18 protein-coding genes are annotated in these 18,439 nt (G+C 33.1%); 14 read left to right on the top strand and 4 right to left on the bottom strand.

From position 1 onward, the window contains the following. Position 1 precedes the first annotated feature (1 nt). The 7 genes from hisC (at position 2) to ACE01P_RS00880 (ending at position 6,133) form a co-directional block, all read left to right on the top strand. Positions 2–1,105, top strand: coding sequence for a histidinol-phosphate transaminase (gene hisC, locus ACE01P_RS00850; protein ID WP_379693034.1), 1,104 nt, complete (start codon positions 2–4; stop codon positions 1,103–1,105). Positions 1,106–1,213: 108 nt separating this feature from the next. After that, complete coding sequence (gene murB, locus ACE01P_RS00855) at positions 1,214–2,227, top strand: UDP-N-acetylmuramate dehydrogenase (protein WP_379693036.1); 1,014 nt, start codon at positions 1,214–1,216, stop codon at positions 2,225–2,227. A 71-nt stretch (positions 2,228–2,298) separates the two neighbouring features. Further along, on the top strand, positions 2,299–2,913 hold the full coding sequence (locus ACE01P_RS00860; RefSeq protein ID WP_379693038.1) for an FMN-binding negative transcriptional regulator: 615 nt from the start codon (positions 2,299–2,301) through the stop codon (positions 2,911–2,913). Positions 2,914–2,998: 85 nt separating this feature from the next. Continuing rightward, complete coding sequence (locus ACE01P_RS00865) at positions 2,999–4,105, top strand: glycosyltransferase (protein WP_379693040.1); 1,107 nt, start codon at positions 2,999–3,001, stop codon at positions 4,103–4,105. Then, on the top strand, positions 4,096–4,647 hold the full coding sequence (locus ACE01P_RS00870; protein WP_109190507.1) for an RNA polymerase sigma factor: 552 nt from the start codon (positions 4,096–4,098) through the stop codon (positions 4,645–4,647). Before ACE01P_RS00865 ends, ACE01P_RS00870 begins: the two co-directional genes overlap by 10 nt. A 156-nt stretch (positions 4,648–4,803) precedes the next feature. Continuing rightward, positions 4,804–5,628: an energy transducer TonB gene (locus tag ACE01P_RS00875; protein WP_379693042.1), complete on the top strand. Its 825-nt coding sequence runs from the start codon at positions 4,804–4,806 to the stop codon at positions 5,626–5,628. 124 nt (positions 5,629–5,752) lie between these two features. Continuing rightward, a complete protein-coding gene (locus ACE01P_RS00880) occupies positions 5,753–6,133 on the top strand; it encodes a PH domain-containing protein (RefSeq protein WP_008464535.1) in 381 nt (126 codons plus the stop codon). A gap of 57 nt (positions 6,134–6,190) precedes the next feature. Here ACE01P_RS00880 and ACE01P_RS00885 read toward each other — a convergent pair whose 3' ends face one another. Together ACE01P_RS00885 and ACE01P_RS00890 are read right to left on the bottom strand one after the other, a co-directional pair. Next, entirely contained in the window at positions 6,191–7,063 is an 873-nt protein-coding gene (locus ACE01P_RS00885; protein ID WP_379693044.1) for a M48 family metalloprotease, read from the bottom strand. 200 nt (positions 7,064–7,263) lie between these two features. Beyond that, positions 7,264–8,121 (bottom strand): M48 family metalloprotease, encoded by an 858-nt coding sequence (locus tag ACE01P_RS00890; RefSeq protein WP_379693046.1) that lies wholly within the window; start codon positions 8,119–8,121, stop codon positions 7,264–7,266. Between the two features lie 293 nt (positions 8,122–8,414). Between ACE01P_RS00890 and lipA the strand changes: the two genes are divergently transcribed. The 3 genes from lipA (at position 8,415) to ACE01P_RS00905 (ending at position 12,551) form a co-directional block, all read left to right on the top strand. Continuing rightward, on the top strand, positions 8,415–9,281 hold the full coding sequence (gene lipA / locus ACE01P_RS00895) for a lipoyl synthase (protein ID WP_379693048.1): 867 nt from the start codon (positions 8,415–8,417) through the stop codon (positions 9,279–9,281). Positions 9,282–9,354: 73 nt separating this feature from the next. Next, complete coding sequence (gap, locus tag ACE01P_RS00900) at positions 9,355–10,353, top strand: type I glyceraldehyde-3-phosphate dehydrogenase (RefSeq protein ID WP_379693050.1); 999 nt, start codon at positions 9,355–9,357, stop codon at positions 10,351–10,353. A 26-nt stretch (positions 10,354–10,379) separates the two neighbouring features. Then, positions 10,380–12,551, top strand: coding sequence for an ATP-binding protein (locus ACE01P_RS00905; RefSeq protein WP_379693052.1), 2,172 nt, complete (start codon positions 10,380–10,382; stop codon positions 12,549–12,551). A gap of 43 nt (positions 12,552–12,594) precedes the next feature. Here ACE01P_RS00905 and lpxK read toward each other — a convergent pair whose 3' ends face one another. Then, the gene (gene lpxK / locus ACE01P_RS00910; protein ID WP_379693054.1) at positions 12,595–13,611 is read right to left on the bottom strand and encodes a tetraacyldisaccharide 4'-kinase; all 1,017 of its coding nucleotides are present in this window, start codon (positions 13,609–13,611) and stop codon (positions 12,595–12,597) included. Positions 13,612–13,704: 93 nt separating this feature from the next. Here lpxK and ACE01P_RS00915 point away from each other — a divergent pair, with 93 nt between their 5' ends. The 4 genes from ACE01P_RS00915 (at position 13,705) to rluF (ending at position 17,515) form a co-directional block, all read left to right on the top strand. Beyond that, positions 13,705–14,799 (top strand): Nif3-like dinuclear metal center hexameric protein, encoded by a 1,095-nt coding sequence (locus ACE01P_RS00915; RefSeq protein WP_379693056.1) that lies wholly within the window; start codon positions 13,705–13,707, stop codon positions 14,797–14,799. Between the two features lie 4 nt (positions 14,800–14,803). After that, a complete protein-coding gene (locus ACE01P_RS00920) occupies positions 14,804–15,583 on the top strand; it encodes a zinc ribbon domain-containing protein (protein ID WP_379693058.1) in 780 nt (259 codons plus the stop codon). 159 nt (positions 15,584–15,742) lie between these two features. After that, the gene (locus tag ACE01P_RS00925) at positions 15,743–16,603 is read left to right on the top strand and encodes an alpha/beta fold hydrolase (RefSeq protein WP_379693060.1); all 861 of its coding nucleotides are present in this window, start codon (positions 15,743–15,745) and stop codon (positions 16,601–16,603) included. A gap of 78 nt (positions 16,604–16,681) precedes the next feature. Then, positions 16,682–17,515, top strand: a complete 834-nt coding sequence (gene rluF / locus ACE01P_RS00930; RefSeq protein ID WP_379693062.1) for a 23S rRNA pseudouridine(2604) synthase RluF — start codon at positions 16,682–16,684, stop codon at positions 17,513–17,515. Between the two features lie 39 nt (positions 17,516–17,554). Here rluF and ACE01P_RS00935 read toward each other — a convergent pair whose 3' ends face one another. Further along, positions 17,555–18,409, bottom strand: a complete 855-nt coding sequence (locus ACE01P_RS00935) for a LamG domain-containing protein (RefSeq protein WP_379693064.1) — start codon at positions 18,407–18,409, stop codon at positions 17,555–17,557. Between the last annotated feature and the right edge of the window lie 30 nt (positions 18,410–18,439).

The raw sequence follows: 18,439 nt of genomic DNA on the forward strand, positions 1-18,439 counted from the left end.
TATGAATAATAGAAGAAATTGGTTAAAACAAGTAAGTTTAGGCGCAGTAGGATTAGGCTTTTGTCAATTTGAAGCATTTGCAAATACTTCAACTGAAAATGATATTTTTCCAGATGTAGAAAAATCGCCTATTTTATTGCGTTCAAATGAAAATCCATACGGACCTTCTCCTTTAGCGCGTGCCGCTATGCAGAAAAGCATCAATACTAGCAATCGATATGGCTGGGATCTTTCAGACGAATTAATTTCTCTTATTGCTAAAAAGAATAATGTTTCAAACAATAATATTCTTCTTGGCGCGGGTTCAACTGAAATTTTGGATTTAGTTCTTCAATATACCGCACTTCAAAAAGGCAATTTTGTATTAGCCGAAACCACTTTTAATTATTGGACATTTCCTTCTGATAAATTAGGAATTAAAAAAATCACAGTTCCTTTAACTTCAGACAAAAAACATGATTTAGCCGGAATGTTAAAAGCAATTGATACAGATACCAAAATGGTTTACATCTGCAATCCTAATAATCCGACTGGAACAATTTGCGAAAGAGAGCAATTGGTTTCTTTTGTAAAAGAAGCTTCAAAAAAAGCCATTGTTTTTGTTGACGAAGCGTATCTTGATTTCACAAAAGAAGAATCATTAAGCAACCTTGTATTGGAAAACAAAAACTTGATCATTACTAAAACCTTTTCAAAAATGTACGGTTTAGCTGGTGCACGCATTGGTTATGCCGTTGCTACTGCTTCAACGATAGAAGAAATCAGCGCGTTAAAATCTTCTCCTAATTTATCTATTAGTGTAGTGTCTGCAGTTGCTGCTATCACTTCTTTAAAAGACGAAAAATTTATTGAGCAAGTTCATTCGTCAAACGAAGAAGTTAAAAAATATACAATAGAACAGCTTACAAAACTCAATTTAACCTGTATTCCATCTCACGCCAATTTTGTTTATTTCTCATTGGATAATTACAAAAAAGATTATTTTAAACAATTGGAAAATCATAATATACAAGGAACTAAAATCTACGAAGAAAACGGAAAATGGACCAGAATTACGATTGGAACAATGAAAGAAATGCAGCAATTTATTGAAGCCATAAAGTAAAATTTCGAAAAAAGTCTTTTTATAGAAAATCTACTCAAATAAATTATAATCGTTACTTTTGATCTCAGAATTTTTCCGAAGTTTCGGAACTTAAAAAGCCTTTTATTTATGGAAATCCAATCCAATTTTTCATTAAAAAAATACAATACTTTCGGCATTGAAGCCAGTGCTAAACAATTCGTTGCAATTCATTCTATTGCTGAATTAAAAACGGTTTTAGAGGAAAACAAAAATGAGAAAAAATTCATTTTAGGAGGTGGAAGCAATATGCTTTTAACGAAAGACATTGACGCTTTGGTTATTCATATTGATTTAAAAGGAAAAAAAATAACAAAAGAAGACGATGATTTTGTTTGGGTTGAAAGTCAGGCTGGCGAAACTTGGCACGATTTCGTTCTTTGGACAATCGACAATAATTTTGGAGGTTTAGAAAACATGTCGCTTATTCCTGGAAATGTTGGTACAACTCCAGTTCAGAATATTGGTGCGTACGGAACCGAAATTAAAGACACTTTTGTTTCTTGCGAAGCCATGAATATTGCAACTCAGGAAATGAAAACTTTCGATAATGCTGAATGCAATTTTGGCTACCGCGAAAGCATTTTCAAACATGAAGTAAAAGACCAATATATTATCACTTCGGTTATTTTCAAACTGACCAAACGCAATCATAAAATCAATACTTCTTACGGAGATATTTTGGCTGAATTGGCTAAGAACAATATTACAGAACCAAACTTAAAAGACGTTAGTAATGCTGTAATTGCGATTAGACAAAGCAAATTGCCAGATCCGAAAGAATTAGGAAACAGCGGAAGTTTCTTCAAAAATCCGATTTTATTGAAATCTGATTTTGAAAAAATCCACCAAAAATTCCCAGAAATGAAATTTTACGAAGTTTCTGAAACCGAAGTAAAAGTTCCTGCGGGCTGGCTGATTGAACAAGCAGGTTTTAAAGGAAAGCGTTTTGGAGATGCAGGAGTTCATAAAAATCAAGCTTTGGTTTTAGTAAATTATGGAAACGCAACTGGACAGGAAATTTTAGCAGTTTCTAAAGAAGTTCAGAAAACTGTTTTTGAAACTTTCGGCATTCATATTGAAGCGGAAGTGAATGTAATTTAAATTAAGATAATTAGATAATTTCAGCCCTAGAACCTTTGCTCCTTTGTTCCTTTGAACCTAAAAAAGAAAAAATGTATACACCCGATTTATACAAAAACGAAAATCAGGAAGAGATCAGAGCTTTTTTGAAAGAAAACAGTTTTGGAATCCTGATTAATCAAACTAACGGAAAGCTGACAGCAACTCATATTCCGATAGAATTGGAATTGAATTCTGAAGGAAAAGAAATTCTACAAGGGCATATTTCAAAACTGAATCCGCAAGCAGAAGGTTTTAAGGAAAATGATCAAGTTTTGGCTGTTTTTACTGGGCCTCACAGTTACATTTCTTCTTCTTGGTACGATCATGAAAATGTTCCGACTTGGAACTACATATCTGTGCACGTTTACGGAAAAATCAAGATTGTAGATTACGAAACTTCAGTAGATCAATTAAAGAAACTGGTTGATAAATACGAAATGAATTCTAAGAACCCAGTTCGCGTTGAAGATTTATCTGAAAAAACAATGCGCGAAGCTCGAGGAATCTTTGGCTTTGAGATTGAAATTGAGGAAATTCAAGCTACGAAAAAGCTATCACAAAATCGAGACGATCACAATTATAAAAATATAATTTCGGAATTGGAAAAAACCGAAAACCCTCAGTCTATTGCTGTTGCAAAAGAAATGTCAAAATGCCGAAAGTAAATCGGCTTTGGCTATTGAATTTAACGAATTCATAATTACATTTGCAGTCGCAGAACGTGAAAATTAATAGAACCAAATAAATCAGATGCTTATATACATATTTTACTTTTTTATTGCTATTGTCGTAGTTCAATTATTTTATTATTTAGGTTTTTTTGGAAAATTTGCTTTTGCCAAACCACAGCATGTGAAACCTAAAAACCTTCCAGTTTCTGTAATTGTATGTGCTAAAAACGAAGAAGAGAATGTAAAGAAATACGTTCCTCTTTTGGCGCAACAAGATTATCCAGATTTTGAAATTGTCTTAATTGACGACGCATCTAGCGATGAAACTCTTGAAGTTTTTGAAGAATTTGAAAAACAATTCTCTAATATCCGTTTGGTAAAAGTAGAGAACAACGAGGCTTTTTGGGGGAATAAAAAATACGCTTTAACGCTTGGAATAAAAGCGGCAAAAAAAGATTATTTATTGTTTACAGATGCAGATTGTTTTCCAAGTTCTAAAGACTGGATTACTTCTATGACTTCGCATTTTAGCACAAACAAAACTATTGTTTTGGGCTATGGAGGTTATGAGAAAGTAGAACGTTCATTTCTAAACAAAATCATCCGCTTTGAAACTGTTCTAACAGCAATTCAATATTTTTCATGGGCAAAAATGGGTCTTCCTTATATGGGAGTCGGCAGAAATCTTGCTTATAAAAAAGAAGAGTTTTTTAATGTGAATGGTTTTATTGACCACATTCAAATTCGCTCTGGTGATGACGATTTGTTTATCAATCAAGCTGCAAATAAAGAAAATACTACTATCTCTTATTCACCTGATAGTTTTACGTATTCAAAACCTAAGACAAGTTATAAGGAATGGTTTACTCAGAAAAGAAGACATATTTCGACTGCAGAACATTATAAGTTTTTTGATAAAATGCAGTTAGGATTATTTTTCCTTTCACAATTATTTTTCTTTATATCAGTTATCATACTATTAGCATTTCAATTTCAATGGATTGCCGTATTAGCAATTTTAGCAACACGCTATACTGTTGTTTGGACAGTAATTGGATTTTCAGCAGGAAAATTAAAAGAAAAAGATATTAAAATTTGGTTTCCAGTTGTTGAGATAGCGCTTATATTAACGCAAATTAATATCTTTATAACTAATATCTTTTCAAAACCGGTATATTGGAAATAAATTCTAAAATAGAAAAAGCAAAAAAAGGCGATCAGATCGCCTTTACTTTTTTATTAGATCATTATTGGAATGAGGTGTATTCGTTTATGCTTAAACGAACCGAAAATGAAACCACCGCAGAAGATATTACCATAGAAACCTTCTCTAAAGCTTTTGACAAAATAGCTTCTTATAATCCAGAGTTTCAATTTAACACCTGGCTTATAGCAATTGCAAAAAACGTCTATATTGATTTACTTCGAAAAAAGAAAACCAATCTCTTTATAGAAATCACAGACAACGAAGACCAGCAGGCATACAACATCGCCGACCCTACTCCCTCTGCAGAAGATGCTTTAATTAAAGAACAGAACCTCTCTCGTCTGCTCTTATGCATCAAAGAACTTAAACCACACTATCAAGAAGTAATTCAGCTTCGTTATTTTCAAGAAATGTCTTATCAGGAAATTGCCGTTAAGATAGATGAACCTTTAAGCAGTGTTAAAGTAAAACTTTTGCGCGCTAAAAAATTATTAGCAGAAATCATTGAACGTAACAGATAATTTACTATCTTTAAACAAAGGATAAATAATTACTACTTTTATTCTTAAAATAAATATATTTCCATAACACTAAAACTACAACTTTCACGTTGTTAGCTCAAACCTAAACCTTTCTGCGTATGATTTAAAGTTACTTAACCTTAAAACCCAAAAATTATGTCTAAATTAAGCATTTATGAAAACAAGTGGACCGATCTTGTTTTCGAGAACAAAAACAAAGAATACGGCGCGTATCAGTTACGCCAGGAGAACTCCAAAAACTCTGTTACAGCTCTCTTTATGGGTTTATTGTTAATAACGGCTTTAGGAAGTGCACCGGTACTTATTAGCAAATTTAGGAATTCACCAGTTGAAGTTGAGCCAGAACCTCAAATTTACGAGCCAACGATTGTACACGTTGACCCGATTGTTGTGCCGCCACCACCAGCTCCACCTGCGCCAGTAGTTGAGCAAAGTGCTGCAAGTCAAACAGAGGCAATTCAATTGACAAATCCTGTGGTAGCAAAACCAGAAGAAGCAGTTGATAAAATTGCTACAAACACGGAAAATACGCCAGTGGTAGACAATGCAAATGGAAATGGAACTGCAGTTAATCCGATACCTACAACGGGGGGAGGAGGAGATGGAGATGTTGCTTCTGTAACTCCTAAAATTGAAGGACCTGTTTCTTCTGCAATTTTGGATAAACAACCAGAATACCCAGGCGGAATCGGACAGTTTTACAAATATGTTGGGAACAATTTCCGCAGACCAGAACTTGATGCAGAAAAAACACTAAGAGTGTATGTATCTTTTGTAGTTGAAAAAGATGGATCGCTTACAGACATTATGGTAAAAAATGATCCAGGTTACGGAATGGGCAAAGAAGCCATTAGAGTTTTAAAATCATTAAAAACAAAATGGACTCCAGGGATTCTTAACGGGCAAGCAGTTCGAACTGCATACAATCTTCCAATAACAATAAAAACAGAAGTCGAATAATATAAATATTTTGAAAAGTAAAAAGCAGAACTTAGGTTCTGCTTTTTTATTTATATTCATTTAAAAATCCACTACATTTACTACTCCAAAATGGAATTCATTCTAACTAATTAAAAATAAAATAATGGGAATATTTTCAGCTATTCTTGGCAATGCAGGTTCTGTAAGTCAAGAAGATTTAATTAAGAAGTACGGACAGCTTTTGACAGCAAATGAGGAAATTGAAATGGGTTTTAAACTTATTCGCGATACTTTCATTTTTACCAACAAAAGATTAATCTTAGTTGATGTTCAAGGAATCACAGGAAGCAAAACAGAATACAAATCTATTGCTTACAAAAATATCACAAGATTCAGTGTAGAAACTGCAGGAACTTTTGATCTTGATGCCGAATTAAAAATCTGGATTTCAAGCGAACAGCAGCCAAGCATTGTAAAACAATTCAATAAATCGGTTAATGTTTATGAAGTGCAAAAAATTCTTGCTTTTCATGTATTAGGATAAAAAAACAACCCCGACAATAAAAAAATGTCGGGGTTTATTATTTATTAGAAACAACTTTTATTTCTTTTTTGCAGTTGTTTTCTTTGTAGTTGTAGTTGCCTTTTTAGTTGTAGTCACAGGAGCTGTGTTTACAATTTTCTGTTGTACATAAGGTTTGTACAAACCATCTTTTTCAGCTCTCTTCTTAGCATCATCTGCTCTCTTTTTAGAATCAGGATGCGAACTCATCATCTGATCAATAAATGAAGCTTCAGCACCTTCACTCATTTTTGCTAAAATTCTAAATGCAGATTCTTCAGCATTAACATTGTAACCATTTTTTTTCAAGAAATCATACGAAAACAAATCCGCTTCTGTTTCTTGCTTACGGCTATATTTACTATCAATAATAGCACTTCCAATTTTCCCTAACTGACTATCTGTAACAGCCGAAATCTTTGCCGATTGCGAAGATGCGCCATCCATTAGAGCTTCTTTTTGATATGCTGCGCGCATTGCATCTCTCGAATCATTATTTGCTACGTGACCAATTTCGTGACCAATAACCGCTAATAACTCATTGTCATCCATAATATCCATCAAACCAGAATATACACGTACGCTTCCATCAGCTGTTGCAAATGCATTTACCTCTTTTAATTTATAAACTTTATAATTTAATGTAAAACCTTCGCCAGAAGTATGTTTTCCAAAAACTCTGTTTAATCTCAAAGCGTAACCATCAGTTGGTCCTGCTATTTCATTAGCTGAATCTAATTTACGTACTGCTTCTTTTGACAAAGCTGCAGCATCAGCGTTACTTAAAGTAAAACTTGTGACACCTTTTTGAAGTGCTCCAATGGCTTTATCTCCTAAATTTATTTGCGCATTCATTTTAGTAAAACCTAATGTGGCAAATAAAACTCCAAAAACTAGTAATTTCTTTTTCATGTTTTTATTTATTACAATTTGACAACAAATTTAGCACAACAAAATGCTTTATTATTTTACACAAAGATTGTTTTTTCAACAAATAAAGATATAAATTTAAAACGAGTAATAATGATCTATGAGCTATTATTCGCACAACGCCCGAACAAAAAAACCGGCAAATTCTGAAGAACTTGCCGGTTTTAATTTTTATGCAAAAATTATTTCTTTTTTGCTGTTGTCTTTTTCGCGACTGTTTTTGCTTTAACTGGCGCAGTATTGTCTATTTTCTGTTGTACATAAGCATTATACAAACCATCTTTTGTTGCTTTTTTCTTCGCATCGTCTGCTCTTTTTCCAGAATCCGGATGTGAACTCACCATTTTAGTCATAAAAGAAGACTCAGTTCCTTCACTTAACTGCTGAAGAATTCTGAAAGCCGACTCTACAGCATTGACATCATAGCCATTTTTTTTCATAAAATCATAAGAAAACGAGTCTGCTTCAGATTCTTGTTTTCTACTGTGTTTGCTGTCGATCATAGCACTTCCTAATTTTCCTAATTGAGAACTTGTAAGAGTCTCAATTTTTCCTGATTGCGATGATGCCGCATCCAACAAAGCTTCTTTTTTATAAGCTGCTTTTATTGCATCTCTGGTGTCATGATTTACAACATGTCCAATTTCATGTCCAATCACAGCAAGCAACTGATTGTCATCCATTACATCCATCAATCCCGCGAATACACGAACACTTCCATCAGCACAAGCAAAAGCATTAATATCTTTTACTAAGTAAACTTTATAATTCAATGTAACTCCTTCGCTTGAAGCGTGTTTAGCAAATACACGATTCAAACGAATTGCATATCCATCCGTTGGTTTAGCAACAGGGTTATTTGCGTCTAATTCTTCTATTGACTGTTTAGCTAAAGCAACTGCATCAGCATCACTAAAAGTAAATCCTGAAATACCTTTGCTCACTGCTCCCATAGATTTGTCTGACAATATTTGCGCATTCATTTCAGTAAAACTAAAAGCCGTCAGTAAAACCCCTAATGTTATAAATCTCTTTTTCATTTTTAAATAATTAAATTAACAGTAAAATTACTATAGGCTGAATTTTAGAAGTGGTCGATTAAGTCAAATTTGTAACAGAATAAGACGGAATAAAATTTTAAAAAAAATGAAGTTTATTACGAAAATCTTAAGCAAGAAATAAAAAGGCATTGCAAAAGCCCTTTCAAAAATTAAAGTATTAACACTTGAACTTAATTATCACAAATAACAGCAAAAAGGCAAACTAAACGAAAAGCAAATTAACGCCTCTAAATGAACTACATTCCGTATCTTTGTACTTTGAATTTTGATATATGGAAACAGTCATTGAAAATGTACCTGCCACAAAACCAAAGTGGTTAAAAGTAAAATTACCTATCGGACAAAAATATACTGAACTTAGAGGTTTAGTTGATAAATATAGTTTAAATACAATCTGTACTTCTGGAAGCTGCCCAAATATGGGAGAATGCTGGGGTGAAGGAACAGCTACTTTTATGATTTTAGGAAATGTTTGTACTCGTTCTTGCGGTTTCTGTGGTGTAAAAACCGGAAGACCAGAAACTGTAGATTGGGATGAACCTGAAAAAGTGGCTCGTTCGATCAAAATCATGAATATCAAACATGCTGTAATCACTAGCGTTGACAGAGACGATATTAAAGACGGTGGTTCTATTATTTGGATGGAAACCGTGAGAGCTATCAGAAGAATGAATCCTCAAACTACTCTTGAAACTTTGATCCCAGATTTTCAAGGAATCGAAAGAAACCTTGATCGTATAGTAGAAGCAAATCCTGAAGTTGTTTCTCATAACATGGAAACAGTACGCCGTTTAACTCGCGAAGTTCGTATTCAAGCTAAATATGACAGAAGTTTAGAAGTACTTCGTTATTTAAAAGAAAAAGGAATTAACAGAACCAAATCTGGAATTATGCTTGGTCTTGGAGAAACTGAAGAAGAAGTTTTCCAAACGATGACCGATTTGAGAAATGCAAATGTTGATGTAGTTACTATTGGACAATATTTACAGCCAAGTAAAAAACACCTTCCTGTAAAAGAATTTATTACGCCTGAACAATTTGCCAGATATGAACAATTTGGTCTTGAGTTAGGTTTCAGACACGTAGAAAGCGGACCTCTTGTTCGTTCTTCTTATAAAGCACAAAAACATATTTTATAAAAAAGTTTAATCGTTTAATCGTTTAATTGTAAAACCGATTAAACATTAAACAGTTAAACGAATAAACAAAACATTGAAAACAAGAATTGCCATTAATGGATTTGGAAGAATTGGAAGAAATTTATTCCGATTGCTTTTAAATCACCCTGAAATCGAAGTTGTTGCTATAAATGACATTGCAGACAATAAAACCATGTCACATTTAATAAAATATGACAGTATTCATGGAGTTTTGCCTGCTCAAGTAAGTCATGACGAAAATAGTATTATTGTAGACGGAAGGCATTTTTTCTTTTTTCACGAAAAAAATATTTCAAACATAGATTGGAAATCGCATTCGATTGATATTGTAATCGAATCGACAGGCAAGTACAAAACGCATGAAGAATTAAATGCACATCTTGAAGCTGGAGCAAAAAAGGTAATTCTTTCGGCTCCTTCAGAAGTTGACACCATAAAAACGGTTGTTCTTGGTGTAAACGAACATATTTTGGATGGAAATGAAGATATAGTTTCTAATGCAAGCTGCACGACAAATAACGCTGCTCCGATGATTAAAATTATCGAAGAATTGTGCGGAATCGAGCAAGCGTATATTACAACTATACATTCTTTCACAACCGACCAAAGTCTTCATGACCAGCCACATAAGGATTTACGCCGTGCGAGAGGTGCCAGCCAATCAATTGTTCCAACAACTACAGGTGCAGCTAAGGCATTAACGAAAATTTTTCCTAAATTGCACAATAAAATGGGTGGCTGTGGTATTAGAGTCCCAGTTCCAGACGGTTCATTAACAGACATAACCTTCAATGTAAAACGTGCTGTTAGCATTGAAGAAATAAATAAAGCATTCGAACAAGCCTCAAAAACAAATTTAAAAGGAATATTAGATTATACCGAAGATCCGATTGTATCGGTTGATGTAATTGGCAACACACATTCTTGTTTATTTGATGCTCAGCTAACTTCAGTTATCGATAAAATGGTAAAAGTTGTAGGCTGGTACGATAACGAAATTGGCTATTCATCTAGGTTAATCGATTTAATTTTACTGATAAGAAAAAAATAAGATTCATTGTAATAGCATTGCCATACATGAAATACTATCTTTTTATTGTTGTTTGTTTTTTTAACTCGTTTTTGTATTCTCAATCTAAAAAGAATACGGATAGCGTGACCTATTATAACAAGCTGGCCAATTCTAACCTTAACAATAAAAAGTACAATCAGGCGGTTTATTACACCGAAAAATCGATTGTTTTTTGCGAAGGCAATGGCAAAAAAGAGAGTCTGGCCAATCAAACTTTTAAGCTCGGTAAAATTTATTATAACCAGAAAAAGTTTGAAGACGCCTTAAAAAACTTCCACAAGACAGTTTCTTTATTTGACACCCTTAAACCAAGCTGTACAAAACTCTTGGCCTTGCATTATATTGGCGTAACCAATACGGCAAAAGGCGATTACAAAACTGCTACTGTTTATTACACAAAAGCCAAAGATTTACTAAAAGAACTGAATATCAATGATAATGCAGAAGTATTAGCTTATCAAAAAGCTTTGGCGTTTAAAACCAATAATGATTTCAAATCGGCGGTAAAAACTTTTAAAGCAATTACAAAAAAACCAGACAATAACGTTCTTATAAAAACAAAAGTAGACGCGTATTATCAGCTTGGGCTAATAGAAACACAGCTCAGAAGAAATGATTCGGCTATTATATATTTTGACAAAGCATTAGAATACAACGATAAAATTAATGACTTTCCGAAGAAATCCAAAATCGTCTTAGCAATAAGCCAATACTACAGACAAAATAAAAATTATGATCTGGCGTATTCTTATTTAGAGGAACATTATCAGCTGGAAAATTATATTTTAAAATTAAAAAATGCTAAAATTGATTTGGATGAATTCGCAAAATTCAAAAAAAATCAATCTTTAAATAATTCGATTAAAAAAGAAAGCGAAGAAAAATTTCAACTCAAAACCTATCGCTATTCTAAGTTGGTTAGTATTTTGGCAATTGCTTTGATTTCGATTTTATCTCTTTTGAGTTTGGCTTTGTACAAAAACAATATCATTAGAAATCAGAATAATTTATTGCTTCGCGAAAAAAATAAAGAGTTGATTTTAGCTAAAAATAAAGCAGAAAAAGCTTCAAAAGCGAGATCTGAATTTTTATCGACAGTAAGTCACGAACTCCGGACGCCGTTGAATGCCATTAACGGAATTACCCACATTCTTCTTGAAGACAAACCAAAGAAAAAACAATTAAAGTACTTAGAGTCTTTAAAATTCTCTGGAAATTATTTAACCACTTTTATCAATGAAATTTTAGAAATTAATAAAATTGATTCGACTAAAGTTGAAGTTGAAAATATCAGCTTTAATTTAAAAGAATTGCTTTTTAATATCCAAAGTTCATTAAAAGAATTGGCAACCGCCAACAAGAATTACTTTAACCTAGAAATAGATAAAGCAATTCCTGATAATTTGATCGGAGATCCCACAAAATTATCTCAGATTATCCTTAATTTAATCAATAATGCCTTAAAGTTTACCCAAAACGGACATGTAAATGTTATTGCAAAATTGTATTCGCAAGAAGGCGAAGATGCAATAATCTATTTCGAAATTGTTGATACTGGAATCGGAATTCCAGAAGACAAGCTTCAGTCTGTTTTTGAAAGCTTTTCTCAAGGTTCTATCGAAGTAAATAGAAAATACGGAGGAACAGGCCTTGGACTTACCATTGTAAAAAAATTAATTGAACTTTTAGGAGGCGAAATAAAATTGAAAAGTGAAGTGGGCAAAGGTTCTACGTTTACCTTTAAACTAAATTTCAAAATCAACAACGAACCATTAGAAGTAATCGAAGAAGTAAAACCTTATAACGACAAACAATTGAAAAACAAATCTATTTTATTGATTGAGGACAACAAAATCAATCAAATGATCACTCGCAAAATGTTGGAAAACAAAAACATTACTTGCGAAATTGTTGACAATGGAGAAGATGCTGTCGAACTTTTAAAAGTCAAACGCTTCGATATGATTTTAATGGATGTTCATCTTCCTGGGATCAACGGAACTACTGCCACTAAATTGATTCGCGAGTTTGACAAAGCGACTCCAATTATTGCTTTAACAGCTATTTCGCTTGACGAAAACCGAGATATGCTTCTTTCTTTCGGAATGGACGACGTGATTACAAAACCTTTTGTTCCAGACGATTTCTACACAACTATTGCTAAGTTTTTTGATTAACTAAGGTTCTGAGATTCTAAGCTACTAAGATTCTAAGTTTTTTTTAGATGCAAATTTCTATATACTCTAAAATCGTAGCATCGAAATTTTGCTGATGGTTGATGAAAGAACTTTTTATTGGAAGATAATACAGTTGATCTACCAACTCTGAGTCTTTTAAACGCACATAATCTTTTTCGGTTGTAATTATTTTTCGCCCGTTTGCTTTATTTCGAATTGTATCTAAATCTGAATCAGAAAAATGATGATGATCTGGAAAAGTTAGACATTCGTCATTTTCATTTTTCAAGTAATCAAAAAATGGTTTTGGTTTTGCAATTCCAGCCAAAAGCAATTTAGATTCCGATTTGATTTCGCTTACCGCAATTTCTTCGTTTTTACCATAAATAACCAAATCATAATCTATAAAAGTAAAAAAGACTTGCTGTGTCGATTTTAACTTCAGTTTCGATTTAATTTTAACTTGTTCTTCTTCGGTTAAAATTTTAGGGCATTTGGTAACAACAACAATGCTTGCTCTTTCTGCTCCGCTCCTACTTTCTCGCAAATTTCCTGTTGGAAGCATAAAATCATCTGCATACAAATCACCGTAAGAAGTCAGTAAAATGTAAAAACCTGCTTTTACTTTTCGGTGCTGATACGCATCATCAAGCAAAACAATTTCAGGTTTTTCATTTTGCGAAAGCAATTGCTGAATTCCGTTTGTACGATTGGCATCAACCGCTACCATCACATTTGGAAATTTTTGATAAAACTGAAATGGTTCGTCTCCAAGAATTTCGGCATTCGAATTTTCATCAGCCAAAACAAAACCTTCAGACTTTCTTTTGTAGCCACGGCTTAAAGTCGCAACTTTATATTTATCAGACAATAAACGAATTAAATATTCGATTTGAGGTGTTTTTCCAGTTCCGCCCACACTAAGATTACCAACTGCAATAACCGGAAGATCAAATGATGTCGATTTTAAAACGCCTTTATCAAAAAGAAAATTACGGATTGAAGTAATGAATCCGTATAAAATGGCGAAAGGGAAAAGTAATTTTCGAAGTAAGTTCATTCTACGAAAGTATAATTTTTTTCGTTATTTTGTTTAAGGTTTCAGGCAGTAATGAAAAACATGAAACCTAAAACTTGAAACAAAACAAAAAAAATGAAAATCAAAAATATTATATCGGTTCTCGAAGAAATGGCTCCTTTGGCTTACGCCGAAGATTTTGACAATGTCGGACTTTTAGTCGGAGATGCCGAAACGGAATCTACTGGAGTTTTAGTTTGTCACGATGCCTTAGAAAGTGTAATTGACGAAGCTGTTTCTAAAAACTGCAATCTCGTTATTTGCTTTCACCCGATATTATTCTCTGGAATTAAAAAAATCACGGGTAAAAATTATGTGGAACGCGCGATCTTAAAAGCAATTAAAAATGACATTGCGATTTATGCTGTTCATACCGCACTTGACAATCATTCGCAAGGCGTAAACAAAATTTTCTGCGACGCATTAGGCTTGACAAATACCAAAGTTTTGATCCCGAAACAAAATTTCATTCAAAAATTAGTCACTTTTACTGTTCCTGATAATGCTGATAAAGTTCGAAATGCTATGTTCGAAGCTGGCGCGGGAACAATTGGAAACTATGACAATTGCAGTTTCAACTCGCAGGGATTTTTTACTTTTCAAGGAAATGAAGACAGTAATCCTGTAATTGGAGAAAAAGGAAAACTGCATACAGGCGAAGAAATCAAAATTGAAGTGGTTTTTGAAAAACACTTACAATCTAGAATTTTAAAAGCACTTTTTGCTAATCATATTTATGAAGAAGTCGCTTATGAGATTTACGATTTAAAAAACTCGCACCAAAATATTGGTTTAGGAATGATTGGCGAACTGGAAACTCAAATGGATGAAAAAGATTTCTTTATTTCTGTAAAAGAAAAAATGATTGCCGACGGAATTCGCCATTCTGCTTTTTTAGGAAAGAAAATCAAGAAAGTTGCCGTTTTGGGAGGATCTGGAAGTTTTGCCATAAAAAATGCTATTCAGGCTGGAGCCGATGCTTTTTTGACTGCCGATTTGAAGTATCATCAGTTTTATGAGGCTGAAAACAAGTTAGTTTTGGCAGATATTGGTCATTTTGAGAGTGAACGCTATACAAAAAATTATATTGTTGATTATCTTCGAAAAAAAATTCTTAATTTTGCAATCATTTTATCGGAAGAAAATACAAATCCAGTTAAGTACTTATAAGAATATGACGAATACGAAAGAATTAAGTGTTGAGGACAAGTTAAGAGCAATATACGATTTACAGCTTATTGACTCTAGAATTGACGAAATCAGAAACGTTAGAGGAGAACTTCCTTTAGAGGTTGAAGATTTAGAAGATGAAGTTGCAGGTTTGAGCACTCGTTCAGAGAAACTGAAAGGTGAACTTGAAGTGATTGAGGAGCAAATCAAAGCAAAGAAAATTGCTATTGAGGAGCATAAGGAGGTTATCAAAAAGTACACAAAACAACAAGAATCAGTACGTAACAACAGAGAATTTAATTCTTTGACAAAAGAAGTTGAATTTCAAGAATTAGAAATTCAATTGGCTGAAAAGCAAATCAAAGAAATGAAAGCTTCTATCGAGCACAAAAAAGAAGTTATTTCTAATTTAAAAGAAAAACTTGATGCTAAAAGCTCTCATTTAAAACATAAAAAATCTGAATTAGACGCTATCATGGCTGAAACTCAGAAAGAAGAAGCTTTCTTAACTGAGAAATCTGCTGAATATGCTGGACAAATCGAAGACAGATTATTAGCAGCTTACAACAGAATCAGAAGCAGCGTTCGTAACGGATTAGCTGTAGTTTCTATCGAAAGAGGAGCTTCTGCTGGATCTTTCTTCACAATTCCACCTCAAACTCAGGTTGAAATTGCTTCAAGAAAGAAAATCATCACTGATGAGCACTCTGGAAGAATCTTAGTTGATACACAATTAGCTGAAGAAGAAAAAGAAAAAATGGAACAATTGTTCGCAAAATTCTAAATATCAAGTCCCGATTAAATCGGGACTTTTTTTTTGCCACGAATTTCACCAATTTCCGCTAATTTACTTTTTGTCGGCAATAAACGAGAATAAAAAATTCGTGTTAATTCGTGTAATTCATGGCAGACCTTTTTTTACCTTTAGAAAAAAAATTAAGTTTTGGGAATTAAAAAAGGTATCCGTTTTATCACACTAAAATCTGTTGGTTCTTACATTAACATTTTAAGTTACGTGCGTCCTCAAAAAGCTGTTGAGCTTTCTTATGCGCTCTTCAGCCAGCCTAGAATTGGCCGATTACAAAAAGAAAAACTTCCTAAGGTTTTAAAAAATACAGAAACAGAAATTTTTCATCATAACGAACATCATTTTCAAACTTATATTTGGAAAGGAAATGAAACTAAAATTTTATTAGTTCACGGCTGGGAGAGCAATTCTTCTCGCTGGAAAAAAACATTGCCTCATCTTCAAAAATCTGGAAGTACCATCATCGCACTTGATGCGCCTGCACACGGACAAAGCAGCGGAAAAGAATTTAATGTTCCGCTTTACGCTGAATTTATCAATAAAGCAGTAGAAAAATATCAGCCAGAAATTATTATCGGACATTCTATTGGCGGTGCGGCTTGCGTTTACCATCAATATTTATTTCCGAATACGAGCATCAATAAAATGGTGATTTTAGGAGCTCCGTCTGAGTTGAAAACCTTGATTGATAATTATGTTTCAATGTTGAGTTTGAATACTAAGATGTTTTCACTTTTAGAAAGTAAATTCCTTGACCGATTCAATTTTAAATTGGAAGATTTTTCAGGACAAAAATTTGCTTCCCAATTTAATATTCCTGGATTTATTGCTCATGATACTTCGGACAAAATTGTGGCTTTCGCCGAAGGGCAAAAAATAGCCAGCAATTGGAAAAATAGCCAATTTATCGAAACTTCAGGTTTAGGCCACGGAATGCATGATGATGATTTATACGATAAAGTGATTGAGTTTCTTTTTAATGAGCAAAGCTCTTAGAGACAAAGGTTCTTTCTGAAATAAATCTAAAATCGGAAATCTAAAATCTAAAATCTTTTTTTTGCCTATTTTTGCAGTATGGAAGAAAATTTAAAACGTCTTAATAAATTTATAGGAGAAACCGGTTATTGTTCTCGTCGTGAAGCGGATAAACTGATTGACGAAAAACGTGTAACGGTAAATGGTGCTGTGGCTGAAATGGGAACTAAAGTTTCGCCAGATGATGAAGTGCGCATAGACGGAAAATTGATCGTTGAGAAAAACGAAAAAATGGTTTATCTGGCTTTCAATAAGCCTGTCGGAATTGAATGCACTACCAATTTAGAAGTTAAAAACAATATTGTCGATTATATCAATTATCCGAAACGTATTTTCCCGATTGGAAGATTGGATAAAGCCAGTGAAGGATTAATTTTTATGACGAATGATGGTGACATTGTAAACAAGATTCTTCGTGCAAGAAATAATCACGAAAAAGAATATACGGTTACTGTAAACAAACCAATTACGGAGCGTTTTATTCAGAGAATGGGAAATGGTGTTCCGATTTTGGATACTGTTACTAAGAAATGTAAGGTCGAGCAAATCAGTAAATATACTTTCAAGATTATTTTAACGCAGGGATTAAACCGTCAGATTAGAAGAATGTCTGAATATTTAGGTTATGAAGTTACTGCGCTTAAACGTATCCGAATTATCAATATTTCTTTGGATGTTCCTGTTGGAAGATACCGAGATTTAACTGATGATGAAATAAAAGAATTGAATCAATTAATTGAGCCTTCTAGTAAAACGGAAGAAGCAAGTTTTCCAAAAGTTGAAAGTTCAACTTCTAGTGCTGCAACTCCAACCAGAAGAAAAAATTTCATCTCAAAACACGATCCAAGATTTAAAAAAAGAGGAGACCAATAAGGCCTCCTTTTTTTATTTAGTTATTTTTTCTTTTACCGACTAATCCATTCGTTGGAATATAGGGCCTTTTGCCGCTCCTGCAGGCATAGTGTTATACTCATCTGGACTTTGATCTTCTTTCCCTTGTTTCTGATCATTAAAAACACCTAACGAATAAGATTCTTTTGCAAAGTCCTTTTCTTTGTATAATTGCTGAATTTCACTTGCTGACAATCCTTTTTTGTATATTCTGATTTCGTCAATTTTACCAAACAAATTTTCTCCACCATCTGCATAAAGATTTCCAATGGTTAAATTTTCTCCTGTCCACAAAAAATTAATTATCAAATCTTTTTCAGTTATATCTTTACCTGCCTGATTTATGATAAACTTTTCAGGTTTTCCATTGATATACATTTTAAATGCTTTTCCATCAAAAGCAAATGCTATATAAACCCATTTATTCTTTGGTATTTTATTTTTAGAATAAAAATGTGTGTAACCATAGTTGTAAGCGTAATGAAAATTGAGATAGCCTTCATTTGAAATCTGTAGATTAAAATCCCTATTCGGACTTACTTTTGATATAATCGTATTATGTTCACGATAATTGTCAAGATAAACCCAACCACTTAATGTAAAGGCTTTCAAGCCATTGAAATTATTAACATTTAAAACACTCAGATATCCATTTTTGCTAAATGAAAATGCTCCATTTTCAATTCCAAACCGGTCTTTCTCTGGAACTAGACCTCCAGAATTGGTATTGTTTTTTAATGAACTTTGGTCTTCTAAATTCCCGTTTAGAGGCAAATATAAAATTAGGTCTTTATCAAATTGAAAGACATTTTGTTTCTGTGCCTGTAATATTGCTAAATTAAAAAAGACAAGGTAGGCTAAATAATTGCGAATCATGATTATGAGATTTGGTAAACAAATATATAA

The sequence above is a fragment of the Flavobacterium sp. HJSW_4 genome, from assembly GCF_042436695.1.
In the GTDB taxonomy this organism is placed as follows: Bacteria; Bacteroidota; Bacteroidia; order Flavobacteriales; family Flavobacteriaceae; genus Flavobacterium.